The following is a 25,588-nucleotide window of genomic DNA, read 5'->3' on the forward strand; positions in this document are numbered from 1 at the left end:
GCAGATCAATGCCACTAAACTTCATTTCAGCCTCCTGAACGGGTCGGTTGGGCGTTGCATCCCAACTCTAGACCCTGGCCGCCCCCCTCCTTGGGGCGGCCAGGAGGCCTTTCAATGATTATCAATCCCGTTACGCCAGCCGTTGGCTGGCGTAACGTCATTTCGATTTCGCGCGGCAGGCGTATATCAGACTGAGCGTGCCGTTGTCGCGGGACTGGCGCACGACGTCGAAAGCGCCGCCGCAAGCCGCGTTTGCCTGCTGTGAGCAGGAGTCGGAGCCTGCTGGACACTGAACCAGCGTAGTCGGGCGGCCGTCCGACAGAAACAGCGGTGCGCTGCTGCTGCAACCGCTCAGCACCGCGATTGCGGGAAGCGCCAGCGCGGCACAGGCCCGGCGCGCGAAAGAGGAGAGACTGCGTTTCATTAGAAACCCCGATCACATCTTGTTTTTCGATCACGCGATTGTGCCACGCGGCAATTGCGCTGCGTCACTCGATGCCGCCGGACTTGGTCACACTTCGATGCCGTATGCCGCGATCTTCTTATAGAGCGTCGCGCGGCCCATGCCGATCTGCATGGCCGTCTCGATCACGCGACCGCCGTTGGCGCGCAAGGCGTCGCCAAGGTAGCGTTTTTCGAACGCGGCCATGGCGTCGCTCCACGACGTCGCTTCGGTCGCCCCAGAGGTCGCCCCCGAAGCCGCATCTGAAGTGTGCGCTTCAGAGACCATGGATACGTGCGGACGATGGCCGCCATGAGCCGGACCGATGAACGGCGCCAGCGCACGCGCATCGATTCGCTCGCTGTCCGAAAGCATCACCGCCCGCTCCAGCGTGTTGCGCAGCTCGCGCACATTGCCGGGCCACCCATACGAACACAGCAGCCGCAACGCGTCGTCCTGCAATTCGAAGTGACTGGCGCCGCGTGCTTGCGTCGACAGGTCCTCGAGCATGGCGTAGGCAAGCGCCTCGATATCGGACGAACGCTCGCGAAGTGCCGGCGCCTGGATCGTCAACACGTTCAGCCGATAGAACAGATCCGCGCGGAAACGCCCTGCGGCGACAAGCGCCGGCAAATCGGCCGAGGTCGCGGCAATAATCCGCACATCCGCGCGCACGATCCGGTTCGAGCCAAGCGGCTCGAACTCCTTGTCCTGCAGCACGCGCAACAGCTTGCCCTGCAAAGGCAGCGGCATGTCGCCGATTTCGTCGAGAAACAGCGTGCCGCCGTTCGCGAGTTCGAACTTGCCGACCCGCCCCTTCCGGTCGGCGCCGGTATAGGCGCCGGGCGCTGCGCCGAAGAATTCGACTTCGAGCAAGGTGTCCGGAATCGCCGCGACGTTGACAGTCACGAGCGGCTGATTCGCCCGCGCCGAACCGCCGTGAATGGCATGCGCCAGCAGTTCCTTGCCCGTGCCGGTTTCGCCGAGCAATAGCACCGGTGACTCGAGTTGCGCGGCGCGGCGCGCCTGGCGCTTCACCTCGAGACTGGCCGCGCTCGTGCCGACAAAACTGCCGAACGTGTACTTCGCCCGTCTTGCCTGTGCGAGCGATTGACGGGTCGCGATCAATTCTTCCTGCACCCGCGAGTAGTGGGAAAAAAGCGGCGTGAGCGCCTTCAGTTCGTCGAACAACGCGAAACCCACCGCTCCGACCGTTTCACCCGCATCGTCTTTCAGCGGCAGCCGCGTCACGACAAGCGGCTCGCGGTCCGTTTCGAGGATGTCGAGCAGAATCGGTTTGCCGGTGTTCACGACCTCGCGCATCAGGCTGTTGGGAATCACCTCCTCGCAATCCCGACCAATCGCCTGCTGCGGGTCCGAAAAACCAAAGCGCGCGGCGTAGCGCTTGTTGATCCAGACGACGCGTGCTTGGGCGTCGACGATGAACGTGCCTTCGCTGAAGTTTTCGAAGGTACGGAAGAGCGAATCCATCGCGCGGCGGAGTACGTCGCCGTAGGTGGCAGGAAGGCCCGCCCAGTCGTTCATCATGGTGTCGCTGTCTCCGGCTATCGTTCTATTTATGCTTGTCTCATATCGTAGACAGCTTATCTCATCGACGAGATCGCCAGCAAGCTCACCACATAAGGGTTTAACCTCAATTCGGTCTATGTTCATATGATTTTCGTCCCGTTTTCGAGACATTTGGGTACAATCGGCCGCATCACGTTTCGAACTTCGCCTGTGAAATCAACGGGCAGGCCACTGCAGCGCGCATGGCATGGAACCTGCGTTTGCGGGCGCCGGGCCGTCGCACTCATCGGGACGGCGTACACGTAGAACAACCAAGCTTTGGAGACTCAATGTCCTTTGTCATCGTCCTCGCCGCGCTGGCGTTTCTGATGTTTGCCGCGTATCGCGGCTACAGCGTCATTCTGTTCGCGCCGATCGCCGCCCTCGGCGCGGTGCTGCTGACCGATCCGGGCGCCGTCGCACCGGTGTTCTCCGGCATCTTCATGGAGAAGATGGTCGGCTTCGTGAAGCTCTACTTCCCCGTGTTTCTGCTGGGCGCGGTGTTCGGCAAGGTCATCGAACTGTCCGGTTTCTCGGAGTCGATCGTGGCCGCGGCTATTCGCTATATTGGCCGCTCACGCGCCAATGCGGTGATCGTCGCGGTGTGCGCACTGCTCACCTATGGCGGCGTATCGCTGTTCGTGGTGGTGTTCGCCGTGTATCCGTTCGCGGCCGAGCTGTACCGCCAGAGCAATATTCCGAAACGCTTGATGCCTGGCGCGATCGCGCTCGGCGCGTTCTCGTTCACAATGGATTCGCTGCCGGGCACGCCGCAGATCCAGAACATCATCCCGACCACCTTCTTCAAGACGACGTCCTGGGCCGCGCCCGCGCTTGGTGTAACCGGCTCGCTGTTCATCATCGTGGTCGGCCTCACGTATCTGGAATGGCGCCGCCGCGCGGCGATGGCAACCGGCGAAGGCTATGGCACGGATCTCGTCAACGAGCCGGAGCGCGTCGAATCGAAGCAACTGCCGCATCCGCTGCTGGCCGTTGCGCCGCTGGTGCTGGTCGGCGTGGCGAACTTCCTGCTGACCCGCTCGATTCCGAACTGGTACGGCGCGTCGTACACCATCGCACCGGACATCCTGCCGGGCATCCATGCGCCGGTCACGACGGCAATCAAAAGCGTCGTCGCGATCTGGTCCGTTGAAGGCGCGCTGCTGCTCGGTATCATGATGGTCGTGGTGACGGCGTTCGGCCGTGTGCGCGAACGCTTCGCGGTCGGCACCAAGGCGGCGGTGGCGGGCGCACTGCTGGCTTCGTTGAATACCGCGTCGGAGTATGGCTTCGGCGGTGTGATCGCGGCTTTGCCGGGCTTCCTGGTGGTCGGCGACGCGCTGAAGAGCATTCCGAATCCGCTCGTCAATGCCGCGGTTTCGGTGAGCTCGCTTGCGGGTATCACGGGTTCGGCATCGGGGGGTATGAGCATCGCGCTCGCGGCCATGTCCGACACGTTCATCAAGGGCGCGGAAGCGGCGCATATTCCGATGGAAGTGTTGCACCGGGTCGTTGCGATGGCGAGCGGCGGGATGGACACGCTGCCGCATAACGGAGCCGTGATCACGCTGCTGGCGGTGACGGGTTTGACGCACCGTCAGTCGTACCGCGATATCTTTGCGGTGACGGTGATCAAGACGTTGGCGGTTTTCTTTGTGATCGCCGTGTATTACTTGACCGGGTTGGTTTGATCGACCGATTCGCTGACTGGCTCAACGTGCCGAATCGATCGGGGCGTTGAGCTTGGGTCTCGTGTGGGGCGTCATGCGAGACAATCAATGCATCGACGCTTCATCCAGCCCAAAGTGATCGCATATCGCCTCGTGCAGCGAGATCGCACGTTCGTCCATCTCGGTCGTCCAACGTTCGCCGTTCTCGCATAGCCGTTGCAGTTCGCGGCATTGCTGTGCGAATCGCTGCTCCTGCACGACAAGGAACCCGCCGGCCGCGCTATGCGCCCAGCCGCCCAATGCTTCCCGGTCTTCCTGTTCGACAATCGCCAGCAGCCTCGGCAGATCGTTTTGAAGATGCTCCTTGAGCATGGCCGTGAAACGCAACTTGTCGTCCGCGCTGAGCGTGTTCGCCGGGTCGGTGGCTGCGCCAGCCGCCGCCGAGGTCGCCGCAGCCGTCTGCGCGCCTGTTGCCGATGCCGGCGTCGCTGCTGCCGCCGGTACCGGCGCAAGCTGCGGCTTCGCGGACGTCACCGCGAGCAGCGCCGCCTCCAACTCACCCAGCGACGCCGGTTTCGCGACATACCCGGTAAAGCCTCGCTCGCGCCAGCCTTCCTGCTGCTGGTTGTCGGTCACCGCGCTAAAAGCCAGCACCGGTAAGTCCGCATGCGCTTTACGCAGTGCCGCCAGCAACGCGTATCCATCCATGACCGGCATGTGGATATCGGTCAGCACCACTTCGAAATGCCCCTGCTCGAATGCCGCCAGCGCTTGACGCCCGTCGCCGGCAATCGTCGGCAGGCAGCCTAGCGCATCGAGTTGCTCGACGATCAAGGTTTGGATCAGCGGATTGTCTTCGGCGACCAGCACCGTCAAGCCTTGCAAGGCCGGATCGGCTTCGGGAAGTGGCAATGCGGCGGGGGCCGACAACGTCGCTACGGCATCGGCGGCACCCGTGGCCGCGAGATCGATCGCAGCCAGAATCGCCTTGCGGCTGAACTCCGTCACTTCGAGCACGCCGTCGCCACACGCAGTGGGACGATGGGGTCCGGTGCGCGTGATCCACACCACTCCGGCCGGGCGCACCGCACGCAACGCTGCAATCGCTTCGAGATCGTATTCGCCGGTGACCACCATCGCCTCCGGCCGGTTCACGCGCAACCACGCTTCTGCGCTGCGCATCGACACGACCGTGTGAACAGTCCACCCTACCCGGTGCAAGCCGCTGTCGAGGATCTGCCCTGACTCGCGTTCCTGCGACACCACCAGCACGTTGCCGCGGCGCGCCGGTTCGACGACCGGCTCGCGCAACTCATCCGGGGGCAGGGCGAGCGGGATCGAAGCGCTGAACGCGCTGCCGACACCCAGCACGCTCTCGACCGAAATATGGCCGCCCATCAGCTCGCACAGCCGCGCGCAGATCGACAAGCCGAGGCCGGTGCCGCCATAGCGGCTCGACGTGCTCGCTTCGCCCTGCACGAACGGACTGAAGATGCGCGCCACCAGCGCCTGATCCATGCCGATCCCCGAATCGCAGACCCGGCAGATCAGAATCGGGCGGCCTTGCAGATCGTCCTTCACTTCGGCATTCAGCGTGATCTTGCCGCACGAGGTGAATTTGAACGCGTTGCTCAGCAGGTTGTTGACGATCTGCGCGATGCGCGTGCGGTCGCCACGCAGCACCTGATCGAGCGTCGGCGACAGATGCGCATAGAAGCGAATAGCGCGATCCGCCGTCATGGGCGCGTAGGACAGCGCGATATTCTCGAAATCGTCGAGCGGACGGAACGACTCGCTCACGAGCTTCATCTCGCCGGCATCGATCTTCGAAAAGTCGAGAATGTCATTGACGATGTGGCGCAGCGCATCGGCCGCGACATTCAACGCCGTGAGTCGTTGCGCGTGCGCTTCGAGCCCCGGTGTACGGGCGAACAATTCGAGGTTGCCAAGCAGCGCGTTCAGTGGCGTACGGATTTCGTGGCTCATCGATGCGAAGAAATTCGAGCGAGCCCGCATCGTGATCTCGGCGGTCTGCTGTGCGAGCCGCAATTGTTGTTCGAGCGCATGTTGCGCGGTGACATCGAGGATCGCGCAGAACAGCACATCCTCGTCGGCGTAACGTGCCGGCGCGTAGGTGAACTGTAGAAACTGCGCATGCGGCGAGGCGCTTTCGTCGGGCGCCGGTTGTGATGGCGGTTGTGGCTGTGATTGCGCTTGCGGCTGCGCAGGCGCAACAAAAGCGGCGATCCTGGCGAATGCGGTAATCGAAGGCTCATCCGGCGCCTGCGCGCGAATCTCGTCGACGATATGCGACGGCAAGCGGCTGCGGCCGGCTTCGATGTGCAGCAACTCGTCGGCCAATGCGTTGGCGATGATGATCGAATAGTCGCTCTGCCGGACAATGCACAAACCGACCGGCGTCGCACTGACCAGGACGTGGTTGATGGTTTCGCTTTCCAGTGCGCGCGACGTTTCCGCGAAGGTGCTGCGGATCAGGCGCAGCCCCCAGAACCGCGCCGCCAGCGCGATCCCCGCCAGGACCAGCAGCGCGAGGCCGGCGAGCGCGGCCAGTTGCCAACCGAGCGCGGCCATCAGCTCGCGCCACGACAGATAGCTGACCAGCGAGCCGAAGCCGGACATCAACGGCTCGCTCAGAATCACGCCATCGCGGGTGTAACGGTATGCATCGGATGGCGTATGCGCGACTGCGTCTTGCAGCATGGCTGCAGTCGGCGCATCGACGGACGGCGACGACACGATCACATGACGGTCCGCCGTCATCAGCAACAGCGTTCCCTCGCGGTCAGGCCGCGCGAGACGCGCTAACAGCCCGTCAAGCGGAATGCTCATCGCGATCAGGGTGGTTGGCGTATCGCCGGCATAGTAAGCGCTCACCGCGGAGATCACCGGCACGCCTTGCAGCGGATCGCGATATGGGCCGAGCCAGATCCGCCCGCCCTTGCCGGGCACGCGCTTGCCGATTTGCGCCTGCAGTTGCTGTTCGAGGGTCTCGCGCAACGTGCTCACGATCGCCGGTTGCAAAGGCGGCGCAGCCGCGACGCCGCGATCGGCGCCTGAATTAGCGACCGGTTGAGCGAGCGAAGGCAGGATCGCGGCATAGTCTTCGGTCAGCCCGAGCAGGATCGCCCGTTGCGGTAGCTCGAACGACTGCTGGGTCACTAGGGTCGACTGCGCGGCTTCATAGATACGCCACAGGTTCGTGCCGAATTGCGGCCCCCATGCCGCGCGCGTGGCGTCGCCGACCAGCAAGTCGAATTGCGCGTCGACCCTTTGCACCGTACCGCGCGCAACGCCGCTCAGGCGCACCGCATCCTCGACGCTTGCAGGCACGCGCAGTACGTTGTCGGTGTCGTGATAGTAGTCGAGCGTAAATTCGGCACGCCGCATAAACGATTCCTGCCGATGCAGGAGCCGCGAGATGTCGGCGGCGCTCTGGGACGCGAACGTTCGCCGGTATTCGAGTTGCTTGTCCGCGGCAAGGACGGCAAGCAGCAGCGCAAAGATCACCACGATCAACATCAGCGAAGCGATCGTCGCGAGGTACAACCGTTGTTGACGCTTCGCGCTATGGGCCAGCGACGCGAATGCGTGCGCCAGTGATTCCTGAGTACGGTCGAGGATCTTCTGCATCGGCTGGCAAAGTTAGCGTGGTTCGCGCACACAGACCGCTGCGGCTCAGTGGAGCACGGAACACGTCTGCAGCCCTTTAATCGGCGCAGTTTAGCGCTTTTGCAGATAGCACGCGAAGCATCCGGCACTGATTTTCACGGCTACTCGGAACGCATGAAGGCAACCACGCACAAAGCGGCGCTGGATCCGGCGCATAAGGCAGCGCCAGAATTTAGGCGCAACGCTGCGCACGACGTCGAGCAGGAAGAATCGACATTGATCTGATAGATCGGCGTTACTCCCACCTCGACAGCCGACAATTGACGCATCACGATGCGAACGTCAGCGCCCAATTAGTTGCACGGGCTGGCTGACCCGAGTAACAACGGCGTTTAGCAGCCCGCCCTTTCAAGGACGGGCTATTTTTTTGCCGCCTCGTGCTCTCGTTGCGCTCGTCCGTAACCGAAGCGCGCGTCAGCACCGTGACAGCCGGGGAGAAGGGCTGCACCGCCACGGGGCACGAAAAATGCAGCCGTCGTTGCGGGGAGTCGCGTTAAACTGGTTATCACAGTCGGGCGCCGCGCTCACGTGCCCGTACAATGGTTCGATCAACAACGGAACAAGGACAACCTCGATGCGCACTACCGGGTCCTCCGGGTCAATGGCCCTGCTCACTGAATACGACGACGCAACGGCGCGCGAACTCCGCTCGCTGCGCCTCGAATCGACAGAAGACGGCAAAGGCATTCTTCTGATCGAGGTCGATGAGCGCAAGCCAGGCATTCACCGCGAAGTGCGCTACGAAATCACGCCTGCCGAACTGATTGCGGCGATTCGCGCGCATGGCGCGGAGTTACCGGGCGAACAGCACAATCATCGCCAGTAAAGCTGCTGCGCACGGTATCACGCTCACGCGCGAATGCCGTGCACGGCCTCTGCAGCGCCAGCTTGGGTTTGCGTACTGCAGGACAGCCTGCGGGCGTCCGTAGGGTTTTATTCGCCTTATTCGCCACTAGTTTGCCGCGCGAAAAGCTTCATCAATTCCGCTTTGTTCCATGAGCGCTTCCAATCCGCGCTTTTAGTCCGCCGGGTATGCCGCAGTCGCGCTTTTAAGATCCGAATAGCGGGCCTATTTCCCGGGCGTTTGCACGTCTTGAAAATACGTCCATAATCCTTACATACTCCTTTGTTTTCCCTACCTGCGCCGTGCTCGAAAGGGCTGCGGATGTAAGCCGATGCTACATGATCTCGTCGAGCAATATGGACCAGCACTCGTCTTCGCGAACGTGCTGGCCGCCTCGCTCGGGCTGCCGGTGCCGGCGATGCCGTCGCTCGTGCTGTTCGGCGCGATGGCGGCCATGCATCCCGGGTCAGTGGGCACGCAACTGATGCCGGTCCTTGTGTTGTCGATATTCGCCACGTTGATCGGCGATAGCGCCTGGTATCTCGCCGGCCGTATATACGGCGGCAACACGCTGAAAACGATCTGCCGTCTTTCGCTGTCGCGCGACACCTGTGTAAAAAAGACCGAACGCTTTTTTGGCCGCTGGGGCGTGCGCGTGCTGGCAGTGGCAAAGTTCGTGCCGGGCCTGTCGATCGTGTCGATTCCGATGGCCGGCGCAATGGGCGCGCGCTATCGCACGTTTCTCACGTACGACAGTATCGGCGCCGCGTTGTGGTCGGGTACCGGTTTGATCATCGGTGCGCTGTTCGCCCGGCAAATCGACATGCTGTTCGCCATGGCCGGACGCCTGGGCCGCACGGCCGCGCTGGTGGCCGTCGCGTTGCTGCTGCTGTATGCGGCCTATCGCTGGATTCGCCGTCGCCAGCTGATTTCCAAGCTCGCGACCCAGCGAATCGACGTCGACGAGCTGGCGGCGCTGGTCGCGGCCGGCAAGGCGCCGGTAGTGTTCGATATCCGCTCGCAGGAGAAGCGCGCGCTCGACCCGTTCGTGATTCCGGGCTCGCAATTCGCCGACGAGCGGCAGCTCGACGAGATCGTCGCGACGTACCCGCACGATCAGAAGGTGGTGATTTACTGTTCGTGCCCAAATGAAATCTCGGCGGCATGGATGGCCAAACAGATGAACGAAGCCGGCTTCGCCGACGTGCTGCCGTTGCGCGGCGGCATGGAAGCCTGGCGCGACTCGGGCAAAGTGGTGGACGCGCTGTCCGGCATGTCGCCGCCCGACGTGGCGGTCGACGATATCGCGCCGAAGGCCGTGTAGCGCAGCAGCGCATTCACATCGGCGCCCTCGCGCGCCCGCGCCGCTTCGCCCCCCGTGTCGATCAATCAGGATGAACACAGAAGGAGCGGTTCAATGCTGTCGACTCAAGAAGCAGAAGGGCAACAAACCGTCGTCGCCGACGCGCCGTTTTCGTCGCTCTCGACGCGCATGCATCAGATGTTCCCCGAACTCACGTGCGCAGAAATCGATCGTCTGCGCCGGTTCGGCGAAGTGGGCCACTGGGAAGCCGGTGAGCTGCTGTTCGAGACCGGCCGCACCGGCCCAGGCATGTTCGTCGTGTTGAATGGGCGCGTGAAGGTTTATCAGCGCGATGGCATCGGGCGCGAAGTGGTGATTGCAGAACATGGCGCCAAGCAGTTTCTCGCTGAAGTCGGTCAGTTGTCCGGGCGGCCCGCGCTGGTCAACGGCATGGCCGTCAACTCGGTCGACGCTTTGCTGATTCCGCCGGACAAGCTGCGCGCGCTGATTGTCGCCGAGGCCGAACTGGGCGAGCGCATCATGCGCGCGCTGATCCTGCGGCGCGTTGCGCTGATCGAAAAGGGCGCGGGCGGCCCGATCCTGATCGGCAACAGCAGGGACGCCAGGCTCGTGATGTTGCAAGGCTTCCTGTCGCGTAACGGTCATCCTCACTCGGTCATCGACGAACGCGACGAAGACGCGCTGCGTCTGATCGAGCAATTCGCCGCGCAGGAAGAAGACATGCCGCTGGTGATCTGCCCGGACGGCTCGGTGCTGCGTCATCCGAGCATGCCGGAACTCGCCACTTGCCTCGGCTTGCTGCCCGATCTCGACGATTCGCATGTGTACGATGTTGCGATTGTCGGCGCGGGACCGGCCGGCCTCGCCACCGCCGTGTACGCGGCGTCCGAAGGCCTCTCGGTCATTGTGCTCGACAGCCGCGCGCCGGGCGGCCAGGCGGGCGCCAGTTCGCGGATCGAAAACTATCTCGGCTTTCCGACCGGCATCTCCGGTCAGGCGCTGGCAGGCCGCGCGTTCGTGCAGGCGCAGAAATTCGGCGCGCACGTCGGGATTCCGGTCCATGTGAAGGCGCTGCATTGCGCGGAGTCGCCGTATCGGCTGGAGCTCAAGTGCGGCGGCAAGATCACCTCCCGCACCATCGTGATCGCGAGCGGCGCGGTCTATCGGCGCCCTGCGATCGAAGGGCTCGACCGCTTCGATGGGCGCGGCGTCTACTACTGGGCGTCGCCGGTCGAGGCCAAGCTGTGCAAGCGCCAGGAGATCGTCATCGTGGGCGGCGGCAATTCGGCGGGCCAGGCGATCGTCTATCTGGCGACGCACGCGGCCAAGGTCCATGTTCTGATCCGCCGAAGCAGTTTTGAAGCCACCATGTCGCGCTATCTGATCGACCGGATCCGCTCGCTGCCGAATGTGTTCGTGCATCCGAATTCGGAAATTGGCCGGCTCGAGGCGGACGAAATCGGACTGGCGTCGGTCTCGTTGAAGAAGCCGCTGCCGGACGGCACCGAAAGCTTCGATACGCGGCACCTGTTCCTTTTCACCGGCGCGGATCCGAATACCGACTGGCTGCGCACCTGCGGCGTGGCGCTGGACGACAAGGGCTTCGTGCTGACCGGCACCGGCGTGGATGGCGCATCCGTCTGCGATCTCGCTACGACTGTCGAGGGCGTGTATGCGATCGGCGACGCGCGCGCCGGGTCGACGAAACGCGTCGCGGCGGCAGTCGGAGAAGGCGCAGCTGTAGTCGCGCAGATCCATCAGCTGCTGGCGGTATCGGCGGGAGAAGCGGTCGCGTTGGGGGCCTGAGCGGGCTCCCGGGTAATCTGCTGTTACACACGCCTTCAACTGGTTGCACCTGCTTTGCTTTCTGTCTCGCAAGATTGCCGTCAGCCATTCGACAGCGAATGGCTGACTCTTTCGACCGCAATCTTGCATGGGACCAGAGTAATCGCGCTGAAGCGCGAACTCTGGTCGACAGCTAAAGCGCTAACTCTGGTCGACAGCTAAAGCGCCAACTCTGGTCGACACCGGAGACAAGCATGATCCAACGCGCGATTGTTTTCGCCGCCTTCGGCCTTGCCGCCGCCTGCGCATCGACCTCTGCCTCGGCCCGGGTGGACGTCGGCGTGTTCGTCAATACGCCCGGCCCTTTTTATGCACCGCCGCCTGTGGTTTATGCGCCCCCGCCGGTCGTCTATGCGCCTGTGCAACCGGTGTATGGCTATGGGTATCGCGGCGATTACTACCGCGGGTATCGCGAGCGCCATGACAATGGCCGCCACCGCGGCTGGGATAAGCACCACAGGCGCGACTGGTAATGTCCCTTCGGCCGCCTTGCCTTCCACGGTGCCATGTTCCGGTCGTGCCCCACGCCGATTCGTCTGCCTTATTCGCGCTACAGTAGCGGCTGCTGAACCAGGCCGGACCTCGCGTCCGCTCCCATCGCAGTCACTCATTGACCAACGCTCGTGACCGACGCCCGCGTGAAGACTCTTTCGCTATCCGCCGCACGCACTCTGCATCTGGCCGCGCAAGGTTTGCTGACGCCGCCGCGCCGCAAGGCCGTCAAAGCCGACGTGCTCGACGCGATCCGCCGCATGGCGCAATTGCAGATCGACACGATTCACGTCGTCGCGCGCAGTCCGTATCTCGTGCTGTTCAGCCGGCTCGGCGCGTATCCGCAGCAATGGCTCGACGAGCATCTCGCCGAGGGCAAGCTGTTCGAATACTGGTCGCATGAAGCCTGTTTCGTTCCGACCGAAGACTACGGCCTGCTGCGACACCGCATGCTCGACCCGAGCGACATGGGCTGGAAATACGCGGCTGAGTGGCACAAGAAGCATCGCAAGGACATCGACAAACTGCTCGCGCATATCCGTGCGACGGGTCCCGTACGTTCAGCGGACTTCGCCCGCGAGGCGGGCAAGGGCAACGGCTGGTGGGACTGGAAGCCGGAGAAGCGCCACCTGGAAGTGCTGTTCGCGATCGGGCAACTGATGGTGGCCGAGCGGCGCAATTTTCATCGTGTCTACGATCTGACCGAACGCGTGTTACCAGGCTGGGACGACGCGCGCGACCTGCCGCCGCTGGAAACCGTCGCCGAGGAAGCGTTGCGGCGGACCTGCCGCGCGCTCGGCGTCGTACGCGCCGATTGGGCCGCCGATTACTACCGGCTGCCGCGCCGTCCCTATCGCGACGACCTGCGTGCGCTCGCCGATCAGGGTGAGCTGATCCCGGTGCAAGTGGAAGGCTGGAAGCAGGACACTTTCGTCCATCATGAATTCGCGCCGTTGATCGACGACGCGGCGACCGGCAAGCTCGTTTCAACCGTCACCACGGTGCTGTCGCCGTTCGATCCGGTGGTGTGGGACCGCAAGCGCGCTGCCGCGCTCTTCGACTTCGACTATGCGATCGAATGCTATACACCGGCTGCGAAGCGCAAATACGGCTACTTCGTGTTGCCGCTTTTGAGCCGGGGGCGCCTGGTGGGCCGCGTGGATGCGAAAGCGCATCGGACCAGCGGCGTGTTCGAACTGAAATCGCTGCACATCGAACCCGGCGTGCGACTCAGCGCGAGGCTTGCGGGTGACCTGCGCCGCGCTCTACAGCGCTGTGCGGACTGGCACGGCACGCCACAACTGGAAATCGCATCCGCGCCGCCGGAATGGCTCGAGGCGTTGAGCGTAGACAGCAGGATGGAAGCATGAGCGCGTGGCACAAGACGCGGTCTTAATGCAGCGCCGCCCACGCGAGCGACAAGGAAAACACGCCCAGCACGATCGACGCGCCGCGCTGCATCTTCACCGGATTCAGCCAGGTCAGTTTGCCGCTGCCAAGCGCCGCGCCGAATGCGATCCACGCAAGTGCGATCGGCACCAGCAGGCAGGCGAACATCAGCATCGCCATGGCATAGGCGGGAACATGTGCGAACGCGACGGCGGGAAAGATCGTGCCGGCGAACAACAGGCCTTTCGGGTTGAGCAGCGTGGCCACGAATAGCGTGCGCGTGCCGCTCGCCCGCTGCGTCGAATCGGGCAAGGCCACCGCCGCGCGCCACATATCGACAGCGAGATACGCGATGTACACGCCGGCCGCCACGCGTAGCAGCGACGGCAACCACGGCAATGCGTGCGCGGCTTGCGCGAGAAAATGTCCCCACACTGAAATCGACACGAGATAGCCGGCCAGTTCGGCGGCGATCAGCGGCAACGAACGCCGCACGCCCTGGCGCAAACCGGCCGCCGCAAGCAGCGTATTGGTCGGGCCCGGCGTAATCAGTACGACGATAATACCGACAGCCAGCAACGCGATAGCAGACGAGGAAAGCATAAAAAAGGCGCAATGTTGGAAACAAGGCGCCTTTTTATCACAGAGAACCGCGCCGCCGAAATGCGGTGGCGATGGCGATGCGAAGCACGCCGCCTGCAGGCGGCGCACCACAGCCTTCAGTGTTCCAGCTTCGCGCGCAATTCGCGAGCGGCTTCCAGCAGCCCTTCATAGCCCGAACGTGCGTGCTCCGGCAGATCGGGATCGCCGACGAACGCGCCGAGCGTTTCGATCAGGCTATACAGAATGCCCTTTGCGGCACCCGAAGCAATGCTGCCGGACGATACCTGCTGGTTCACGTGACTGAGCGCGGCATCGAGGTTTTCCAGGTCGGGGCGGTCGCCCGTGGGCGGCTTAGGTGTTACGTCTTGCGTCATGATGAAACGTCTCTCCTTGTCGATCCGGAGTTAGCGCTTTAGCACTTACTCCGGTCCCATGCGTCGGTGAACAAAGCCATCCTTTCACGTTGTTATATACCGATCGTGCGCTGCCGTCCATTCGTGATCAGACTCAGCGCGATCCACGTCATCCACGTTAAGGCGTCCATCGATACATCAGGATTTTCGCGCGCGCGTCGTCTTCCAGCAGAACGACGTATTCGCCATTGCCGCGCTGCACCGCGCTGATGCCGAGATAAACATCCACCCAGCCGGTGGTGTTGCCGACGCTCGCACCCGGCGTCATATAGCCGACCGCCTGCCCGGTGCGCGCGTCATACACGTCCACCTTCGCGGTGTACAACTCAGCGATGAAGACGTAATTACCCGCTACCGCGACGCCGACCGTCGTCGTCTGCGGATTGGTCTGCGTGTTCCATGGCAATGAGACCGTGTATTGCTGCGTCGGTGTGCCCGAGCTCCAGTTGTCATAGCGCGCGAGCACCGGGCCGGCCTCTTTCCAATGCGTCGAATCCCATGGAATGGCGCTCGTAAAGCCCGATACGTACATCGTGTCGGTCTCGGCGACGTAGACGATCCGCACAATCCGCGTGAACGGCGGCGGCATCGCGAACATCTTCGAGCTCGCGTACGTGTAGATCGGATTGCCGGCCGAGTCGAGACCCTGCAACGGCATCCCGCGGATTCCGCTCGTCGGCGTGGCGAGCCACACGTTGCCCGGCGTATCGACCCACCAGAAACCGTTGCCGACCGTGCTGCCCGTCGACGGATTGCCGGTGATCTCGCTCGCGTCGACGGTGCCGTTGCCATTGCTGTCGCGCCACAGCCATTCGCCATAGGTGGGTTGCGCCGCGGGCCACGCGCCCGGTAGCGGATTTTCCGCCAGCAAGCCGGACGGAATCGCCATTTCTCCATGCGCCGCGTCGAAGCGATAGACATTCAGATAATGCGCGCCCGGATCGAGCGTGTAGAGAAACCGCTGGCCGTTGATTCGCCGCACCATCGGCTCACCGCGCACACCGCGCGGCTCGTGAAAGGTGGGGTCGTCGGGATAGTCGAAGCGGTCGAGCGTGAAGCCCGCATACGACCACTCATGGCCGACCGGTTGGCTGTAATCGAGCGTGAATCGCTTCGAGCCGGTGTACACGGAATTCGGCGTTGCCGGATCGAACGCGGCACTATCGACGAAAGTCAGCCCGTACAGGCGCCAGTTGAGTGCATGCGTGCTGTACACATAGCTCTCGAGCACCGCACCTTGGCCGACCGACGCCGAGCCGAGCGGCCGCGGCCCTTCCCCGTTCTGCGCGACGTACAGATTGCCAGCCGGATCGACACCGATACCCGTGATGCCGTTGAAGCGCCAGTTGCCCGGCACGCCCTTGACCACATGGAAGATGCCGCTGCGTGTGCCGATCGACGCAGCAGCCTGCGGCTGACCGCTAGCGCCCTTGTTGTAGACGAGGATCTGCTGCGACGGTCCGTTGTCGGCGACGAGGATCTGTCCCGCGGGCGTGATCGCGATGTCGGTAGGCACCGTGCCGGCGGGCAACGTCAACGTGCCCGGGAGTGCGGTGCCGTCAGCGGCACAGTGAATAATGCTTAGGTTTCCCGATGAGATACCGCTCATCACCCACAGTGTCGAATCCGTATCCACCGCAATGCGTCCCGGCGACGTCACATTCCACGAGCGCAAGCGCTGCATCGAATTCGCGTCCAGCACAACGATCCGGTTGCCGTAGGTATCGGCCACATACAGTTCGGTATCCGTGGCGGCCATGCCGCGAATGCCTGCGTCGGTGCCGGTCGTCACCGTGTCGAGCACCAGAAAGCTGTTCTTCGTCGCATTGGCGCTATTGCCGATGCCGCCGCTGAACGGCGCGCCCGTCGCCAGATTGGCGAGCGTGCGGCGCGTGATGCCATACCAGGTCTGGTTCGCTGGCGGATAGTCCGCGCCGACCAGTCCGTTGCTCTCATTGCCGATCGACATTGCCGCGTACAGGTAGCTATGGTTCGTCGCGACCGCATCGCCGCCCGCTGCGCCCCAGCCATGCGTCGAGCCGGCCACGGCGATCTTGTCACCCGCACGATAGGCGGCGATTTCGCTACCGCTTTCGTCCCAGGGGGCATTGGTGTAAACGGTGCCATCGGCGCCGACGCTGATCGCCTGGATGTCCTGTTGCATCCATTTGCCATCGCCAAAGCCAAAGCTATTGCCGATCCAGGACGTGGTGTAGGTCAGTTGCGATTGCGCGGATGCGTTGAGCGGAAGAAGACTGTGAACGACAAGAACAGCCACGCCAAGGCGAGAGGAAAATTTCACGACGGTATTTCCTTGCGAGGTGCGAAGCGCGCGCGGCCGGCGTGTCCGGCGCGCTATCGCGTGTATGCGGACCGATTAACTATCGCGCATACGTGAACGTTGGCTTTTTATCCTCGCATAGAAAAGGCGGAAATTAATTCGCAAAAAATTCGCGGTAAGTAGTCGATCCTCCAAACCATTCGAAGCGCATAAACATGCGCGGCAATACGCGTTGGCGTGCACTAGCTAGTGCGTCTCAACGCGCCTGCGCGAATGCCTCCGCCACCGCCGCAATCAGCACCTGCATCCGCGCGGTCTTGTACAGATCGGCGTGCGCGACCGCCCAGACATTGAATGGCTCCGTTCGATGCGGCATCACGCGCACCAGCTCCGGTTCGTAATCGGCACGAAAACGCGGAAGCTCGGCGATACCAAATCCTGCAAGGGCCGCTTCGAACAGCATCGCCGTAGATTGCGTCTGGAACACGAGACGCCCACGCGAAGTCGGCTCGCCGCACAAAGCCGCCCACATCGACGGCGAGGCCGGCTGTTGATACATCAGCAGATCGTGACCGTCGAACGCCTCGCCGTCGCGCGGCTCGCCGCGTGCGGCAATGTATTCGCGCGACGCGTAAATACCGACCTCCAGTTGCGCGAGCTTGCGCGCGATCAGATCCGGCGCATCGGGCCGCAGCGTGCGGATCGCCACGTCCGCTTCACGCCGCGTCAGATTGGTGATCTGAGCGGACGTCACGCAGACGATCTCGATGCCCGGATGCGCACGCCGTACTTTGGCGATGGCCGGCATCACGAAGTGTTTGCCGAGCGAATCGGTGGTGGCGACGCGGATCGTGCCCGCCAGTCGGTCGTCGAGTCCGGCAATCCGCCGTTCGATCGACAACGCCGCCTGCTCCATCGTCTCGGCCGCCCCGAGCAACGCCTCGCCGGCCGGCGTCAGCACGAACAAGGCGGGGGTGCGCAGAAACAGCGTCGCCGAAAGCGTTTCTTCGAGCGCGGCGATTCGCCGGCCGACCGTCGCCTGATCGACATCGAGTTGTGCCGCCGCGCCGCGCAGCGTCCCCGTGCGCGCCACGGCGAGAAAAAATCGTGCGTTGTCCCAGTTGATCATTGGCTGCGTTATCCGTGATGCATTTTTGCATCATACACATGCGAAATCACTGCTTTATTGCATTCGCGTATGTGACTAGACTTCGTCGATCTATTCAACTGCAGATCTAGTCCAAGGAACGCACGATGACCGAATGCGCCGCTGAACAACCGCTGTCCACCGAGCTTGCCGACACCGAGCGGTCCGCCAGGCGTCGGCGGCTGACGCTCGCGCTGGTGGCGAGCGGCATGTTCATGGCCGTGCTCGACACCACCATCGTCAACGTCGCCCTGCCCGCGATGCACGTCAGCCTGGGCGCGTCCGTGGGCGGTCTCGCGTGGATCGTCGATGCATACACGCTGAGTTTCGCCGCGCTGATCCTTGCGGGCGGCGTCGCGTCTGACCGCTTCGGTGCGAAGGCAGTGTATCTGTGGGGACTTGCGTTGTTCGTCGTGGCGTCGGCGGCTTGCGGGCTGGCGCCGAATGTCGGCGCGCTGGTCGCCGCGCGTTTCGTTCAGGGCAGCGGTGCGGCGCTGTTCCTGCCGGCGTCGCTCGCCATCGTGCGCGGCACCTTCGACGACCCCGTCGAACGTGGGCGTGCCATCGCGGCGTGGGCAGGGATTGCTTCGATAGCGGCGGCAATTGGGCCGGTGCTTGGCGGCCTCCTCGTGCAAGGGTTCGGCTGGCGCAGCGCGTTTCTGATCAACGTGCCGACTGGGCTGGTTGCGTTCGCCGGCGCATGGGCCGTCGTGCGTCACTCGACGCGCAGCGTCGGCCGCCATTTCGATTGGCGTGGGCAGTTGGCGAGCATCGTCGCGCTCGGGGCGCTCTGCTATGCGGCGATCGAATTGCCGTCGCGCGGAATCGCTGCCCGCGAGGTGTGGGGCGCGGCGCTGCTCGCCGTGCTGGCAGCGCTGACGCTCGTCGCCGTCGAGCGGCACGCACATCATCCGATCGTGCCGGTCGAGTGGTTCAGAAACCGCATGTTCGTGACGATGAATGCGATGGGGACGCTCGTCTATGTCGGTTACTTCGGATTGTTGTTTGAGTTGAGCCTGTATCTGCACGGCGAGTTCGCCTTCAACGCGCGGCAGATCGGTCTCACGTTGTTGCCGCTGGCCGGCAGTCTGTCGCTTGGCAATGTGCTGGTGGGCAAGTTGCATGGACGCTTCACGGCGACGCAATTTATGACGACCGGCCTCGTACTGGCCGCCGTTGCCGTGCCGGCGATGGCAATGAGTCTGGAATGGCGCGCGCCGTGGGTCGTCACGTATGCAGCGATGGTGATGTTCGGCGGCGGTACGGCATTGTCGGTGCCGCCGATGATTTCGACGGTGCTGGAACAGGTGCCTGGTGAGTTGGCCGGCGTGGCCTCGGGGTTGTTGAATGCCTTGCGGCAGGCAGGAGGCTTGGTTGGCGTCGCGATGGCAGGGGCGGCGACGATTGTGGCGCCGCATGTGTCGGTGGCGTTGTGGTGGGTTGCTGCGATGGGGCTTGTGACTTATGCCGGTGCGGCGGGTTTGGCGGCTTGTGCGGCCTTTGCGCCGGGGTGGAATGAAGGACGGCGGGTGAGTTGAGTTTTTTTGCTTGGTGCTTGTTCGTCTGTTTGCCTGCGGCGTTGGCCTTTCCTTGATTTCTTAGTGGTCTATTAGTGTCGCCCCTGTGCGGGGCGGGCACTTACTTTCTTTGCCGCCGCAAAGAAAGTAAGCAAAGAAAGCGGCTCACACCGCTAATTCTTAAGCGGGTCCCTCGCGCAGTTGCGGTAGTGGTGCATCTGGAATCTGTGTTCTCGCACATTCGGCGTGAGTGACAAAGGTGTCATTCTTCCGGCGGCGCTACGCGCGCCGAAGGGTACTTCATAAAACCATCCCGCAGTCTTTTTCGCCGCATGCGGGTTGCCCGGCGAGACACTTGCAGTTCCGCGCTCCACGCTTTTTTCGTTCCCGGAAAAGCTCACCGGTGGTGTCTTTCGCTTATTTTCTTGCTCCCGGAAAGACTCACCTTTAACGCCGTCGGTGCAGACGCGATCGCTCAGGAAATCACCGTTCCTTGAACCGCCCGCCCCAAACATCCTCACGGACTCCGGCAAACGCCTCGTTCACTCGCCTTTAAACACCGGTGGCCGCCTCCCCGAAAACGCAGCCAGCCCCTCACTAAAATCCGCGCTTTCGCATGCCTGCCGACGTAGCTCGGCAATCTGTTCCATCGCCTGCACCGGCATGGGTTGCAAGTCTTCAAGTATCCGTAGTTGTTCCTTCACGGCCTGGATCGCAAGGGGCGCCTTGCTTGCGATTCCGCGCGCCATTTCAAGCGTCGTTGCTTCCAGCTTGCCGCTTTCGACCAGGCGGTTGATCACGCCGAAACGCTCGGCGCGTGCGGCATCGAGCGGCTGCGCGCTGAAGAACATTTCCTTCAATACGTGAATCGGCAAGTTGTTGAAGAAACGCAGCAGGCCGCTCGTCGTATAGGGCAAGCCAATGTTCGCCGGCGTCATCGCAAACCGCGCACTATCGTCGGCGACAACGAGGTCGCAACTCATCGCCAGATCGACGGCGCCGCCCCACGCGGAACCCGACACCATCGCGATCACCACGCCCGGGTAAGCACGTACGCGACGCAACACCTGCTCCAACGGCTTGCCGTAGGCAATCGGATCGCGGTCGTCCACCAACTCTCCAAGGTCGTGGCCCGCGCTCCAAACTTCCTGCCCAACGCCGCTCCCTAGTATCACGACCGGTATCCGCTGCGCGGCAAGGTCGATAAGGTGCGAGTCAAGCGCATGCAACAGCTCCGCGCTCAGCGCATTCCGGCGCGTAGGATGACTGAACGTCAAACGTGCGATCCGTTCATCCACAATATCGACCGTTACCATAAACGGCGATGCGTTCGGTGTGTTCATCGTGTGACCTCTGCAGCATGTTCCAAAGTTGGTGACCTGTTCATTGCGCGACTTCCATCGGATGATCCAAGTTTTGCGTCAGACTCATTGCGTAGCCCCTGCCACGCGTTCCGATACCTTCTCCGGCGACAGATAGTCACCCTGTTGACGCACCGCTTTCGCGGCAAGCAGCGCTGCAATCGAGCCCTCATCGAAACCCGCCTCGCGCAATACATCGACAGTATGTTCACCAAGGCCCGGCGGCGCATAACGGCTGATGTGATGCGAAGCCCCATCCGCTCCCGTGGCGCCAGACACCGGCGTCACGACCTGACGCAGCGCTCCGAGCGTCGGATGGTCGACCGTTTCCACCAATCGGCAATGCTTCACTTGCGGATCGGCGAACACTTCGTCCAACGTATTGATCGGACCAGCGGGCAACCCCACTCCGATGAAAAATTCTGTCCACTCCCGTTTGCTGCGCGTCTTCAAACGCGCCTCCAACACAGCCTTCAATTCATCGCGATGCGCGACGCGGGCTTCGTTGGTCGCGAAGCGCGGATCGTCCGGCAACGCGGGCAAATCGAGCAGTTGGCACAAGCGCAGCCACATGTCTGACGTGATCGGCGCGATATTGAGCGGGCCGTCGGCGGTTTCGTATACGCCATACGGTGCAATCACCGAATGCGCATTACCGGTGCGGCGCGGAATATCGCCAAGGCTCAGATAGCGCTGGCCATGCACGCTCAGCAACCCCACCAGACTCGCGAGCAACGACGTGCTCACATGCTGGCCGCGCCCGGTTCGCTCGCGCTCCAATAACGCGGACAGTATCGCCATCGCGAGCCACATGCCCGAACTCAGATCGCCGATCGCCGTGCCGGTGCGCGTGGGGTCGCCATCGGCGAAACCGGTCAGGCTCATCAGGCCGGAATAACCTTGCGCGATCTGGTCGAAACCCGGCCAGCCGCTCATCGGACCATCGGCGCCGAACGCGTTGATGCTGCCCATCACCAGCCTCGGATTGCGCGCGCTGAGGACGTCATAGCCGAGCCCCATGCTGTCGATGGTGCCAGGCTTGAAGTTCTCGATCACCACGTCGGCATCGTCGATCAGACGGTGGATCGCGGCCAGTCCTTCCGGGTTGCGAAAGTCGATGCACACGCCGCGCTTGTTGCGGTTGCAGGAGAGATAGTAGGTACTCACGCCCCGGTCGAACGGCCCCCAGGTTCGGCTCATGTCGCCGCCCGGACCCGGTTCGACCTTGATGACGTCCGCGCCGAGATCGGCCAGCACCATCGAGCAGAACGGCCCCGACAGCGCACGGCTCAGTTCGACGACCTTGATTCCTTGTAACGCTTGCATTCAGTTCTCCAGCGAATTGATGACGGTTGCGGACAGCCTGAGTGATGCGCTTGCGCTATGCCCGCAGTGTCCGAGGACGGGTGCGGATAACGCGAGCGATGCACTCGACGAGGCGCTCTTCCGGCGGCGTCTGAGCACCGGCCCGGATAGCGCGAGCGATGCGCTCCAGGAGGCGCTATTCCGGCAACGTCTGATGACGGGTCTCGACAGCAAACGGCAAGATCAGCAGGCCAATCACAAAGGCCACCGCGGTCCACGCAATCGGCAACCCGAGCGAACCCTGCCAATGAATCGCGGCAGCCAGCAGGAAGTTCACACCGGCGCCGAGCAGGCGGCCCACCGACGCATTGAAGGCAAACGCGGTAGCGCGTATCCGCGTCGGATATTGCTCAGGCAGCCACAGCGAAAAGATCGCGAAATTGCCGCCGAAGAAGCCGAGAAACAGCAGCGACACCATGAACAGGTTGAGTCCGTTCGGCAGATAGAAGACCCAGCCGAAGGCAAACACGATCGACACCGCCATGCCAGCGAAGTACGCGCCGAGCGCGACGCGGCGCCCGAGTCGTTCCGCCAGCCACGGCGCCGCCAGACATCCGAGGATCGTCCCGACCGACAGCACCGCCGCCCCGATCGAAGCAAGGTGCACAGCGCCGACTCGGTCGATGCCGGCACGCATCGCCAGCGTCACTACCGCACTCGCTTCGTAGACCGACCCGGCCCACAAGCCGATGATCGCGACGCCCACCAGGCTCGCACTCGTCAACGTGCGACGCCGATAAGCCGGCGCGAATATCTCCATCAGCGGCCGACGCTTGGACACCGCTACGGCGTTCGTCTGACCGACGCCATGAGCGGCCTTGCGCCACTGACCCGGCTCCTTCACCCTGAGCACCGTGAAAATCGCCAGCAACGCCGGAGCGAGACCGCACAGGAACATGGCGCGCCAGCCGTACGTCGCGCCAACCGTATAGTTCAGCAAGGCGGCAAGGAAGAATCCGACGTAATAACCAGTCTGCAGATAGCCCGCGCCCATCTTGCGGCGATCTTCCGGCCAGCTCTCGGCGACATAGGTGCCGGCCAGCGCCCATTCGCCGCCCACGCCGATGCCGGCAATCAGCCGGAACGCGGCCAGCTCCCAGACGTTGTGCGCGAATGCCGCGGCGCCGGTGAATACTGAATAGATCAGAATGCTCGCGGCCAGCGTCTTGACCCGCCCGAAGCGGTCTGCAAGCGGCCCCCAGATGAACGACAGTCCCCAGCCGATCAGAAACAGCGCAAACAGGATCGAGCCATACATGCCGAGATTGCCCGGCGTCGCCGCAATACCGGAGTTGGGCAGCAACTCGGTGAGCGCCGGAATCAGCACCAGCGCGTAGATCACGGAATCCACGCCGTCCAGCACCCACCCCGAGTAAACCGCCCAGAAGCCGCCGATCTGCTCGCGGGTGAGGGGCGTGCGCCGGAGCTTGAACCCGGGTGTCGATGCAGCGATCGCTTTGGACATTCTTGTCTCCAGGCCGGCAGACGCCGGCCGTTTTGAAGCGGCACCGGACAGCTCAGGCTGGGCACGCTTCGGTTTTTTGTGGATTGAGTATAAGAACGCGCTCGATAATCGAAAAATATGATATTTCTCTAGCTCAATCGGATTTCGTTATGGGATGAAGGAGCGAGCGACGCGCATGGACCTGCGGCAACTGCGGTATTTCGTCAAAGTGGTGGAGTGCGGCAACGTCACGCGCGCGAGCGAAGCGCTCCATATCGCGCAGCCCGCGATCAGCCAGCAGATGCGCAATCTGGAGCGCGATCTGGGGATGCAGCTGCTCGAGCGCAGCGTGCAGGGTGTGGCGCCCACCGCAGCCGGGCAAACGCTTTACCGGCACGCGATCGAGTTGCTGCGGCAGGCCGACAGTACGCGCGAACTGCTGCGGCAGGACGCCGAGCTGCCGCAGGGCAGAGTGTCGGTCGCCATGCCGTCGAGCACGGCGCGGATGGTGGCGATCCCCCTTGCACGCACGATTCGTGACCGTTACCCCGGCATCGTGCTGGAGTTGGTCGAAGCACCAAGCGCGGAGCTCGGCAGTCTGATCGGTAGCGGACGGGTGGACCTAGCCGTCGTGGTGGACGCGGTCGAAACGCGCGGGGTCGCCGCGCAAAGGCTGCTCACCGAGGCGCTCTATCTGATCGCCTGGCCAGAATTTCAGATGCCGCGCGAGCCGGTGTCGATCACCGAACTCGCGCGCATGCCGCTGATCCTGCCGAGCGCACCGAATACGATTCGCAGCCGCGTCGAGTGGGCGCTGCGCGAAGCCGGGCTGCCGTGCGAGATTCTGTTCGAGGCCAGTTCCACCGCATTGTTATTCGCGGCGGTGATGGCTAAGTTAGGCGTGACAATCCTGCCGTGGACCGCCGCGCACGTTGAACTCGATGAGCACAAGCTCAAGCTTGCGAAGGTCGATCACCGGTTGTTCGCGCGCGACCTGTCGCTCTGCTGGCACGACACGGCACTACTGAGCAATGCCGTGCAGAAGGTCAAGGCGACGATACTCGAACTGTTCGACAGCCTTGGCAAGCGGCCGGAGTGGGCGGCGTCGGATTAAGGCGCCGTCGCCCCAAAGCACCGTCATTCGCGGAGCCGTCCGAGGGGGCGCGGTTGGCCCCCAGGCACCGCGTCCTCAGGAAGTCCTCACGCGTCGCACAAAAATACGCCGCGTGAGATCGAACGCCACCAGATTCCCCGCCACCACCAGCAGGAGCCCGAGCACCGCCAACGCGGACCATCGGTAGCCCTCGAATACCGTCGACGCCGCCAGCGCCACAATCGGAAACAACACGGTGCAGTAGGCGGCCCGCTCCGGCCCGATGCGCCCGACCAGCATCAGGTAGGCGGTAAAGCCGATCACCGAGCCGAAGATCGCCAGATAAGCGAGCGCGCCGAGATAACGCGCGTCAGGCTCGATGGAGAATGAAAAGCCGGCCAGCGCGCTTCCCACCGTCAAGATGCTGGCGCCGATCAGCATTGCCCAGCTATTGGTGGCGAACGGGTGCAGACCCATCGATTGCATCCGGCTCGACAGCAGATTGCCGGCTGAAAAACACAAGGTGCCAAGAAACGCGATCGTGAGTCCCAACCATACCGTGTGGTCGCCCAGGTGTCCTGCCATCTGCTGGACGAACAGGCACACGATGCCGACGAGTCCCAACGCCGCACCGGCAATCGCCGACGGTTGCAAAGGACGGCCCATGAAGAGCCGGCCGTTGATCGAATTCAGCAGCGGCGCGGTGGAAAACACCACCGCGACGAGGCCGCTCGGCACCACCTGTTCGGCATAGTAGAAGCACAGAAAGTTGAGACAGAAGAGCGCCAAGCCTTGCGCGGCCAGGAAGCGCCATGCGGCGCGCGGCGGCCAGATCGGCCGGCGCATGATGCGCAGCAACGCGAACAGCACCAGGGCGGCGATCCAGAAGCGCCACGCAATCGACACCGGCGGCGGCACCGCACCCAATTGCCATTTGATCGCGATCCACGTGGTGCCCCAGATGAGCACGGTGACGGCATAGAGCGAAAGATTCATGACGAAGCCTGCAGCAGCAATAAGCGGGAGTCCCACTATGCTGCAACGCCGGCGGCCGCACTTGTCCAGGATTGCGCACTTTTTCGGAGGGACGCGCGGCCGG

19 protein-coding genes are annotated in these 25,588 nt (G+C 63.1%); 8 read left to right on the top strand and 11 right to left on the bottom strand.

Features of this window, described 5'->3' with window-relative positions; all coding sequences use genetic code 11:
- Positions 1-157: 157 nt before the first annotated feature.
- Together GNZ13_RS33455 and GNZ13_RS33460 are read right to left on the bottom strand one after the other, a co-directional pair.
- Positions 158-424 (bottom strand): hypothetical protein, encoded by a 267-nt coding sequence (locus GNZ13_RS33455; RefSeq protein ID WP_172172524.1) that lies wholly within the window; start codon positions 422-424, stop codon positions 158-160.
- A gap of 87 nt (positions 425-511) precedes the next feature.
- On the bottom strand, positions 512-1,990 hold the full coding sequence (locus tag GNZ13_RS33460; protein WP_172172526.1) for a sigma-54 interaction domain-containing protein: 1,479 nt from the start codon (positions 1,988-1,990) through the stop codon (positions 512-514).
- Between the two features lie 311 nt (positions 1,991-2,301).
- On the opposite strand from GNZ13_RS33460, the gene GNZ13_RS33465 reads away from it, so the two are divergent.
- Positions 2,302-3,702, top strand: coding sequence for a GntP family permease (locus GNZ13_RS33465; RefSeq protein ID WP_172172528.1), 1,401 nt, complete (start codon positions 2,302-2,304; stop codon positions 3,700-3,702).
- An 84-nt stretch (positions 3,703-3,786) separates the two neighbouring features.
- On the opposite strand, the gene GNZ13_RS33470 is transcribed toward GNZ13_RS33465, so the two are convergent.
- On the bottom strand, positions 3,787-7,332 hold the full coding sequence (locus GNZ13_RS33470) for an ATP-binding protein (RefSeq protein ID WP_172172530.1): 3,546 nt from the start codon (positions 7,330-7,332) through the stop codon (positions 3,787-3,789).
- Between the two features lie 613 nt (positions 7,333-7,945).
- On the opposite strand from GNZ13_RS33470, the gene GNZ13_RS33475 reads away from it, so the two are divergent.
- The 5 genes from GNZ13_RS33475 to GNZ13_RS33495 all read left to right on the top strand — a co-directional run bounded on the left by GNZ13_RS33475 (position 7,946) and on the right by GNZ13_RS33495 (position 13,246).
- Positions 7,946-8,197 carry a hypothetical protein gene (locus tag GNZ13_RS33475; RefSeq protein WP_007178686.1) on the top strand — a complete coding sequence of 84 codons (252 nt, stop codon included), beginning with the start codon at positions 7,946-7,948 and terminating at the stop codon, positions 8,195-8,197.
- A 349-nt stretch (positions 8,198-8,546) separates the two neighbouring features.
- Complete coding sequence (locus tag GNZ13_RS33480; RefSeq protein ID WP_172172532.1) at positions 8,547-9,539, top strand: DedA family protein/thiosulfate sulfurtransferase GlpE; 993 nt, start codon at positions 8,547-8,549, stop codon at positions 9,537-9,539.
- A gap of 93 nt (positions 9,540-9,632) precedes the next feature.
- Positions 9,633-11,345, top strand: a complete 1,713-nt coding sequence (locus GNZ13_RS33485) for an FAD-dependent oxidoreductase (RefSeq protein WP_172172534.1) — start codon at positions 9,633-9,635, stop codon at positions 11,343-11,345.
- A 233-nt stretch (positions 11,346-11,578) separates the two neighbouring features.
- Entirely contained in the window at positions 11,579-11,857 is a 279-nt protein-coding gene (locus tag GNZ13_RS33490) for a hypothetical protein (protein WP_172172536.1), read from the top strand.
- A 165-nt stretch (positions 11,858-12,022) separates the two neighbouring features.
- On the top strand, positions 12,023-13,246 hold the full coding sequence (locus GNZ13_RS33495) for a winged helix-turn-helix domain-containing protein (protein ID WP_172172538.1): 1,224 nt from the start codon (positions 12,023-12,025) through the stop codon (positions 13,244-13,246).
- Positions 13,247-13,268: 22 nt separating this feature from the next.
- On the opposite strand, the gene GNZ13_RS33500 is transcribed toward GNZ13_RS33495, so the two are convergent.
- The 4 genes from GNZ13_RS33500 to GNZ13_RS33515 all read right to left on the bottom strand — a co-directional run bounded on the left by GNZ13_RS33500 (position 13,269) and on the right by GNZ13_RS33515 (position 17,688).
- Complete coding sequence (locus GNZ13_RS33500) at positions 13,269-13,868, bottom strand: LysE family translocator (protein WP_172172540.1); 600 nt, start codon at positions 13,866-13,868, stop codon at positions 13,269-13,271.
- A 116-nt stretch (positions 13,869-13,984) separates the two neighbouring features.
- Positions 13,985-14,242, bottom strand: coding sequence for a hypothetical protein (locus GNZ13_RS33505; RefSeq protein ID WP_172172542.1), 258 nt, complete (start codon positions 14,240-14,242; stop codon positions 13,985-13,987).
- A gap of 157 nt (positions 14,243-14,399) precedes the next feature.
- Entirely contained in the window at positions 14,400-16,583 is a 2,184-nt protein-coding gene (locus GNZ13_RS33510; RefSeq protein WP_172172544.1) for an NHL repeat-containing protein, read from the bottom strand.
- Positions 16,584-16,818: 235 nt separating this feature from the next.
- The gene (locus tag GNZ13_RS33515) at positions 16,819-17,688 is read right to left on the bottom strand and encodes a LysR family transcriptional regulator (RefSeq protein WP_328807340.1); all 870 of its coding nucleotides are present in this window, start codon (positions 17,686-17,688) and stop codon (positions 16,819-16,821) included.
- A 128-nt stretch (positions 17,689-17,816) separates the two neighbouring features.
- Here GNZ13_RS33515 and GNZ13_RS33520 point away from each other — a divergent pair, with 128 nt between their 5' ends.
- Entirely contained in the window at positions 17,817-19,247 is a 1,431-nt protein-coding gene (locus GNZ13_RS33520; RefSeq protein ID WP_172172548.1) for an MFS transporter, read from the top strand.
- A 521-nt stretch (positions 19,248-19,768) separates the two neighbouring features.
- On the opposite strand, the gene scpB is transcribed toward GNZ13_RS33520, so the two are convergent.
- The 3 genes from scpB to GNZ13_RS33535 all read right to left on the bottom strand — a co-directional run bounded on the left by scpB (position 19,769) and on the right by GNZ13_RS33535 (position 23,417).
- Complete coding sequence (gene scpB, locus GNZ13_RS33525) at positions 19,769-20,569, bottom strand: methylmalonyl-CoA decarboxylase (RefSeq protein ID WP_172172550.1); 801 nt, start codon at positions 20,567-20,569, stop codon at positions 19,769-19,771.
- 84 nt (positions 20,570-20,653) lie between these two features.
- Positions 20,654-21,913 carry a CaiB/BaiF CoA transferase family protein gene (locus tag GNZ13_RS33530; protein ID WP_172172552.1) on the bottom strand — a complete coding sequence of 420 codons (1,260 nt, stop codon included), beginning with the start codon at positions 21,911-21,913 and terminating at the stop codon, positions 20,654-20,656.
- Positions 21,914-22,088: 175 nt separating this feature from the next.
- Entirely contained in the window at positions 22,089-23,417 is a 1,329-nt protein-coding gene (locus GNZ13_RS33535) for an MFS transporter (protein WP_172172554.1), read from the bottom strand.
- Positions 23,418-23,592: 175 nt separating this feature from the next.
- Here GNZ13_RS33535 and GNZ13_RS33540 point away from each other — a divergent pair, with 175 nt between their 5' ends.
- Positions 23,593-24,510, top strand: a complete 918-nt coding sequence (locus GNZ13_RS33540) for a LysR substrate-binding domain-containing protein (RefSeq protein ID WP_172172556.1) — start codon at positions 23,593-23,595, stop codon at positions 24,508-24,510.
- 75 nt (positions 24,511-24,585) lie between these two features.
- On the opposite strand, the gene GNZ13_RS33545 is transcribed toward GNZ13_RS33540, so the two are convergent.
- Positions 24,586-25,485, bottom strand: a complete 900-nt coding sequence (locus tag GNZ13_RS33545) for a DMT family transporter (protein ID WP_172172558.1) — start codon at positions 25,483-25,485, stop codon at positions 24,586-24,588.
- Positions 25,486-25,588: the final 103 nt, after the last annotated feature.

Source organism: Paraburkholderia elongata (assembly GCF_013177735.1).
Lineage (GTDB): Bacteria > Pseudomonadota > Gammaproteobacteria > Burkholderiales > Burkholderiaceae > Paraburkholderia > Paraburkholderia elongata.

Excerpts from the sequence above, each read along its gene's own strand:
- GNZ13_RS33455 (WP_172172524.1), bottom strand. The coding sequence starts at position 424 with ATGAAACGCAGTCTCTCCTCTTTCGCGCGCCGGGCCTGTGCCGCGCTG.
- GNZ13_RS33460 (WP_172172526.1), bottom strand. The coding sequence starts at position 1,990 with ATGATGAACGACTGGGCGGGCCTTCCTGCCACCTACGGCGACGTACTC.
- GNZ13_RS33465 (WP_172172528.1), top strand. The coding sequence starts at position 2,302 with ATGTCCTTTGTCATCGTCCTCGCCGCGCTGGCGTTTCTGATGTTTGCC.
- GNZ13_RS33470 (WP_172172530.1), bottom strand. The coding sequence starts at position 7,332 with ATGCAGAAGATCCTCGACCGTACTCAGGAATCACTGGCGCACGCATTC.
- GNZ13_RS33475 (WP_007178686.1), top strand. The coding sequence starts at position 7,946 with ATGCGCACTACCGGGTCCTCCGGGTCAATGGCCCTGCTCACTGAATAC.
- GNZ13_RS33480 (WP_172172532.1), top strand. The coding sequence starts at position 8,547 with ATGCTACATGATCTCGTCGAGCAATATGGACCAGCACTCGTCTTCGCG.
- GNZ13_RS33485 (WP_172172534.1), top strand. The coding sequence starts at position 9,633 with ATGCTGTCGACTCAAGAAGCAGAAGGGCAACAAACCGTCGTCGCCGAC.
- GNZ13_RS33490 (WP_172172536.1), top strand. The coding sequence starts at position 11,579 with ATGATCCAACGCGCGATTGTTTTCGCCGCCTTCGGCCTTGCCGCCGCC.
- GNZ13_RS33500 (WP_172172540.1), bottom strand. The coding sequence starts at position 13,868 with ATGCTTTCCTCGTCTGCTATCGCGTTGCTGGCTGTCGGTATTATCGTC.
- GNZ13_RS33505 (WP_172172542.1), bottom strand. The coding sequence starts at position 14,242 with ATGACGCAAGACGTAACACCTAAGCCGCCCACGGGCGACCGCCCCGAC.
- GNZ13_RS33520 (WP_172172548.1), top strand. The coding sequence starts at position 17,817 with ATGACCGAATGCGCCGCTGAACAACCGCTGTCCACCGAGCTTGCCGAC.
- scpB (WP_172172550.1), bottom strand. The coding sequence starts at position 20,569 with ATGAACACACCGAACGCATCGCCGTTTATGGTAACGGTCGATATTGTG.
- GNZ13_RS33530 (WP_172172552.1), bottom strand. The coding sequence starts at position 21,913 with ATGCAAGCGTTACAAGGAATCAAGGTCGTCGAACTGAGCCGTGCGCTG.
- GNZ13_RS33535 (WP_172172554.1), bottom strand. The coding sequence starts at position 23,417 with ATGTCCAAAGCGATCGCTGCATCGACACCCGGGTTCAAGCTCCGGCGC.
- GNZ13_RS33540 (WP_172172556.1), top strand. The coding sequence starts at position 23,593 with ATGGACCTGCGGCAACTGCGGTATTTCGTCAAAGTGGTGGAGTGCGGC.
- GNZ13_RS33545 (WP_172172558.1), bottom strand. The coding sequence starts at position 25,485 with ATGAATCTTTCGCTCTATGCCGTCACCGTGCTCATCTGGGGCACCACG.